Raw genomic sequence first — 6,000 nt, 5'->3', positions numbered from 1 at the left:
GGGATCACCGAAGAATAACTAGCGTTTCTGCTTCGTGCGGGTGTCTGATGTGGTATGGCCGTGACGGTGGAGACCGAGTTGGTGTTGGCGGGGAAGTTTCGGGTGCTGTTTCCGCATTTGGATGAGCGGCAGCGTCGGTTGTTGATGGCTGCCGAGGCTCGCGCGTTGGGGTATGGCGGGATCCGGGCGGTGGCGCGGGCTGCCGGGGTGGCCGAGAACACGGTGGCTCGTGGAGTGTCCGATCTAGACGCTGGCGGTCAGCCGTTGGGTCGCACGCGTCGGCCTGGCGGTGGTCGGAAGCGGCTAGTCGAGTTGGATCCTGAGCTGCGCGCGGCGTTGCTGGCGTTGGTCGAGCCGGACGAGCGGGGCGATCCGATGTCGCCGCTGCGGTGGACGACGAAATCCACCCGCCGACTGGCCGAGGAGTTGACCCGGCAGGGCCACCGCATCGGCGCGGACACTGTCGCTGACCTGCTGCGGGCGGAGGGATTCAGCCTGCAGGCCCCGACCAAGACCATCGAGGGCAAGCGGCACCCGGACCGGGACGCCCAGTTCCGCTACATCAACGACCAGGTCAAGAACTATCAGGACGCTGGAGATCCGGTCATCAGCGTGGACACCAAGAAGAAGGAACTCGTCGGGCAGTTCAGCAACCCGGGCCGGCAGTGGCGGCCCAAGGGCGAACCGGTCGCCACGCGCACGCACGACTTTCCCAGCGACAGCCTGGGCAAGGTCGTGCCCTACGGCGTCTACGATCTGGCCGCTGACGCCGGTTGGGTCAACGTCGGCACCGATCACGACACCGCCGCGTTCGCGGTCGAGTCGATCCGCCGCTGGTGGAACGCGATCGGTCGCGCCGACTACCCGACCGCCGGGCGGCTGCTGATCACCGCGGACGCGGGCGGGTCCAACGGCTACCGCACCCGGGCCTGGAAGACCGAGTTGGCCGCGTTCGCCGCACAGACCGGGCTGCGGGTCACCGTCTGCCACTTCCCACCCGGCACCTCGAAGTGGAACAAGGTCGAGCACCGGCTCTTCAGCCACATCACAATGAACTGGCGCGGCCGGCCCCTGGAAAGCCACGAGGTCGTCGTGCAATCCATCGCCGCCACGACCACCCGCACCGGGCTACGCGTGCACGCCGAACTGGACACCGGCCAGTACCCGACCGGCGTCGAGGTCAGCGACGCCGACATGGCCGCCGTGCCGATCGCCAGACACGCCTTCCACGGCGACTGGAACTACACCCTGCACCCGCAACCAACGATCGGGGACGCCGCCCACCAGCCCGACCGTCCGGCGCCCGACCCAGCCCTGCTATCAGATCCGCTGCTGACCGGACTGTCCACACAGGACCTCCAACAGCTGACCACCGACCTCGACGAGCTGCGCCAAACCCACCGCGACGCCCGACACGAGCAGGCCGCCCGCCTCGCCCAACAGCAAGGCAAACGCACCCACGCGCCAAGGTCCGGCCGGCCACCCCGATTCACCTTGCCCGACCAGGTCTTGGCCACGATCCTGCACCTACGCCTGCAACTGCCTGAGCCGACCCTGGCGGCGATGTTCACCACCAGCCGCCACACCATCCGCCGAGCCATCAACGAAATCCAGCCCTTGCTGAAACTGCACGGAACCACGATCGCACCCATGCCGGAACCGACCACCCTGACCCACCTGTTGCAAACCATTACAGAACAGACAGAGCCTGCGAGTTGATTATCTGCGATCCCTAAGCGGCCTGAGCGGAAATGGGCCGGGCGCTGGACAGTCCGGCCGCCGGGGCAGCGCGTCCGGGCCGATGGCGGCGGCCCGGACGCACCTGGAGCGACAGTGCCGCGTCAGGCACGGCCGCCAACGGGGTCACGAGGGCACTGCCGCAGGTCGGCGGCATGGCCGCCGCCGGAGACGCCACCGCCACCCATCAGGGCAGTGCGGTGGCCGCCAACGTTCATGGGGTGACCAGACGCCGGCGAAGCCGGCAAAAGGTTGGTGGCCACCGCACCAGAGGCTCTGTCAGAACGCATTTGCCCAGCTCATCCGCTTGCCACGCGGCGTCCATCAAACCCTGCCAGCTTCGCCTGCCCCGGCTGGTCACGCGGCCGAAGGCAGCGAAAGAAGCACGCGGCCGAAGGCAGCGGAAGGGGCACGAAGAACCCCGGCGTGCGGGCCCGAGTTATCGCGCCGCGGAGGGCGAGGCCGCGGGAATGCACCCCAAGAAACGCTCCGCTGCGCTCCACGTTTCCTCGGGAGCCCCGCGCAACAGTCTGGACCACGACGCGTCGCGGTAGCTCAAGAATGGTGCAACGGTTTGGGGCGCCGATTGGTGGTGGTTTCCGGCCTGCCGCACGGCGCGGGAAGCCGGGAGCCGCCTTAGCCGCCGAAGCCGTTCTCCGTCGGGAGGGAGATATCGGGCTTTTCCAGCTCTTCCACATTGACGTCTTTGAAGGTCATGACGCGCACGTTCTTCACGAAACGGGCGGGACGGTACATGTCCCACACCCACGCGTCGTGCATCTCGACCTCGAAGTAGACCTCGCCGTCCGAGTTACGCACGTGCAGGTCGACCTGGTTGGCGAGGTAGAAGCGCCGCTCGGTCTCGACCACGTAGGAGAACTGGCGGACGATGTCGCGGTACTCCCGGTAGAGCTGCAGCTCCATCTCGGTTTCGTACTTTTCGAGATCTTCCGCGCTCATCGCACTCCGCCTTCCATGGCCACATCTTCCCCCACTGACAGCGGCAGCCGCGCCCCCTCGGCCAACGCCACGCCGACCGTACCCCCTGCGGGGACCGCTTGCCCCATCGGCTCGAGCACACCGACCGTCGCGGGGCGGCGGGAGCGTGGGGGGCGGGAGTCGCGGCCGGAGACGGTGGCCACATTGACGTACGAGAAGCGATGTTCCGCGCACGGACCGTGACTGGCCAGCGCGGCGTTGTGCTCCGGGGTGACGTAGCCCTTGTGCTCGTCGAAGCCGTACTGGGGGAAGCGCTCGTGCATCTCCACCATGAGCCGGTCTCGGGTGACCTTGGCGAGCACGCTGGCCGCGGCCACGCAGGCGGCCACCTGGTCCCCCTTCCACACGGCCAGCCCCGGCACGCCCAGCCCGTCGACGCCGAAGCCGTCGGTCAGGACGTACTCGGGGCGGGTGGTCAGCGCGGCGAGGGCGCGGCGCATCGCGGCGAGGTTGCAGACGTGCAGGCCGCGGGAGTCGACCTCGGCGGCCGGGATGATCACGACGGCGTAGGCGAGGGCGCGCTTGACGACCTCGGCGTAGACCCGTTCGCGGGCGGCGGGGGTGAGCAGCTTGGAGTCGGTCAGCTCGTCGATCTCGCCGCGCTTGCCCTCGGGCAGCACCGCCGCGGCGGCCACCAGCGGGCCCGCACAGGCGCCGCGTCCGGCCTCGTCGGCCCCGGCCACGATCCGGAAGCCGCGGCGCTGCAGCGCCCGCTCAAGCGCGTAGATGCCACCTTCTCGGCGCACCACCGTGCGCGGCGGGGTCAGCACGGGGACCCCGAGGCACCACCGGTCGGGCGGCGGCCCGGCTCAGACCCGCCCCGTGATGCGCCACCTGGCACGGATCGGGCACCCGACGCGGGCCCGCCACCCATGGCTGTGTCCCCGCCCGACGTGGGCCCGCCGCCCAAAGCGGGCCCACCGGACAGCAGACGCCGCAGTAACGGGGCGAGATCCGTCGGGTAGATCCGCTCATCGGTCGACTCCAGCTCGGCCACCTCCCACCACCGGTGATCGTCGATCGAGTCGCGCTCGACCTGGTCGAAGCCGCGCGTGTCGACCTCCCAGCTTGGCACGCGGACGAGGAAGAACTCCTGCCGCTGCCGGTACCACTGGCCGTCGAACGGGTACTCCGTCACCTCGTCCCAGACCGGCTCGCCCAGCTCCTCGGAGGCCAGGCGCAGGCCGGTCTCCTCGGCGAGCTCGCGGGCGGCGCCGGCCGCGTACGGCTCGTCGGGGTCGAGACCACCGCCGGGCGTGAACCAGTACCGGTGGTGCGGCCGGGCCGGGTCGAAGCCACGAAACAGCAGTACGCGGTCGTCACCGTCGACGAGCAGCACGCGGGCCGCTCGGCGGGGGATAACGTCCACGGCCCCAGCCTATTGCGTCGCCCGCGGACGCCGTGAGCGCCCCGAGGCGCCACAGCACCCCAACACCAGCGCCCCAGACAAGCCCCAGACAAGCGAGCGAGACCACCCGCGAACACCCTGGGGCGCCACCCAGCACCCCAGACCCCGCGAGAAGCAAGGCCACCCCGGAGCCGACCCCCGCCAGCCCGGGGAAGGACCGGAAGGAAACGAAGGACCGGAACGAAAGGAAGGAAAGGAGGGAACAGGCCCGGCCCAGAGGGCGAAAGCGAGATCAGGAGTTGGGGACCTTGTCGAACGGCTCCGGCACGGACAGCCACTTGGCCCGTCCCACCGGCCAGAACACCACGAACGCCCGCCCGATCACCGCGTCTTCGGAGATCGTGGAGGCGTTGAGGTCGCGGGTGCGCTCCCAGTGCTCCAGCGAGTCGCCGGAGGCCGAACGGTGGTCGCCCATCATCCACAGCCGCCCCTTGGGCACGGTGATGTCGAACGACTCGTCGGCCGCCAGGTCGGTGGTGCCCCCCTCGGAGAAGATGTACGGCTCGTCGAGCGCCTGCCCGTTGATGATCAGGCGCTGGTCGGGGTCGCAGCAGACGATGTGGTCGCCGCCCACGCCGATGACCCGCTTGATGAAGTCTTCGCCGTCCGGGTTGCTGCGCCAGTCGGCGGGCGCTTCGAAGACCACGATCTCGCCCCGGTGCGGTGAGCGGAAGTCGTAGACCAGCTTGTTGACGAGCACCCGGTCGTAGATGTCGAGGGTGTGCTCCATCGACGGCGACGGGATGTAGAACGTCTGCAGCACGAAGGCACGCACGAGCACCGCGACCAGGATCGCTACGCCCAGCAGGATGGGAAGCTCGCGCCAGAACGACCCGCGGCGCTTTTCGGTCTGCTCGTCAATCACGGACGGAGCCTACGACGGCGACCTGGAATTGCGCCTCGGGAACGCGCGGAGAGGCCCAAAGACCAACGCGCGAAGGCACCCAAAGACCGCGCAAAGCCGCCCGGAGACCGGCGCCGGGAACGCCCGTAGCCGTCCCGGGACCACAGCGACGTGAGCCGCGTGGTGAAGGCCAGGGGCAGCAGGAGCGGCAGGACGACAGCGAAACCTCCCTGGTCAGGCAGGCGAGGCGAAGACTGCGCCGGCGGTCCGAGCGCCGCGGCCCGCGGCACGTCGTCGAAGTTGGCCGGGACGCCGAGGCCGGCCCACCGGTCGTACGGCCAGACGATCACGAAGGCCCGGCCGATCACGTTGTCAATCGGCACCTGGCCCTGGCAGCGCGAGTCCTGCGAGACCAGGCGGTGGTCGCCCATCACGAAGAGGTTGCCGGGCGCGACGGTGATCTCGTCGAACTGCCGTGAGCGGCACTCACGCGGGTTGGGTGGCAGGTCGGGATCGGAGTTCTCCAACACGTACGGCTCGTCCATCGACTTGCCGTTGACCTGGACGCGCCCCTGGTCGTCGCAGCACTTGACCTTGTCGCCGGGCACGCCGATGACCCGCTTGATGAAGTCTTTCTCCCCGGGGCGGCTGACACCGACCAGGTCGCCGACGGTGCGGCCGAGCTTGGCCATGAAGCCGACCTGCGGCTCGTCCTGGAACTCGGGCGTCCAGTTGGGCGGGCCGCGGAAGACGACGACCTCGCCACGCTCGGGGTCGCGCACGTCGTACACGATCTTGTTGACCAGCACGCGGTCGCCGACCAGCAGCGTGTCCTCCATGGACCCGGAGGGGATGAAGAACGCCTGGAGCAGGAACGTGCGGATCAGCACCGCCAGGCAGAACGCCACGATGAGCAGCAGCGGCAGCTCCTGCCAGAGCGGCATCTGCCGGCGCCGGCCGGGGGTGCGGCGGGGCATCCGCCACGGATCGACGTCGCCATCTTGCTGCACGT

The 6,000-nt window shown here is 69.4% G+C and carries 6 protein-coding genes; 1 reads left to right on the top strand and 5 read right to left on the bottom strand.

Going from position 1 to position 6,000, the window contains the following annotated elements; genetic code table 11:
• Positions 1-54 precede the first annotated feature (54 nt).
• Positions 55-1,719: an ISAzo13 family transposase gene (locus tag RB614_RS41230; protein WP_308711885.1), complete on the top strand. Its 1,665-nt coding sequence runs from the start codon at positions 55-57 to the stop codon at positions 1,717-1,719.
• A gap of 654 nt (positions 1,720-2,373) precedes the next feature.
• Here RB614_RS41230 and RB614_RS41225 read toward each other — a convergent pair.
• From RB614_RS41225 to lepB (RB614_RS41205), 5 genes are all read right to left on the bottom strand, one after another.
• Positions 2,374-2,697: a DUF2469 domain-containing protein gene (locus tag RB614_RS41225; RefSeq protein ID WP_173055909.1), complete on the bottom strand. Its 324-nt coding sequence runs from the start codon at positions 2,695-2,697 to the stop codon at positions 2,374-2,376.
• Complete coding sequence (locus RB614_RS41220) at positions 2,694-3,506, bottom strand: ribonuclease HII (protein ID WP_308718168.1); 813 nt, start codon at positions 3,504-3,506, stop codon at positions 2,694-2,696. The genes RB614_RS41225 and RB614_RS41220 overlap by 4 nt, the downstream gene beginning before the upstream one ends.
• Positions 3,500-4,105, bottom strand: a complete 606-nt coding sequence (locus RB614_RS41215; RefSeq protein WP_308718167.1) for an NUDIX hydrolase — start codon at positions 4,103-4,105, stop codon at positions 3,500-3,502. Before RB614_RS41215 ends, RB614_RS41220 begins: the two co-directional genes overlap by 7 nt.
• Positions 4,106-4,376: 271 nt before the next feature.
• Complete coding sequence (gene lepB, locus RB614_RS41210; protein WP_308718166.1) at positions 4,377-5,009, bottom strand: signal peptidase I; 633 nt, start codon at positions 5,007-5,009, stop codon at positions 4,377-4,379.
• A complete protein-coding gene (gene lepB / locus RB614_RS41205) occupies positions 5,006-5,965 on the bottom strand; it encodes a signal peptidase I (protein ID WP_428983213.1) in 960 nt (319 codons plus the stop codon). The genes lepB (RB614_RS41210) and lepB (RB614_RS41205) overlap by 4 nt, the downstream gene beginning before the upstream one ends.
• Positions 5,966-6,000: the final 35 nt, after the last annotated feature.

Source organism: Phytohabitans maris (assembly GCF_031085175.1).
Taxonomy (GTDB): domain Bacteria; phylum Actinomycetota; class Actinomycetes; order Mycobacteriales; family Micromonosporaceae; genus Phytohabitans; species Phytohabitans maris.
Note: the sequence above shows the minus strand (reverse complement) of the source record. Positions and strands in the feature narration are given on the sequence as shown.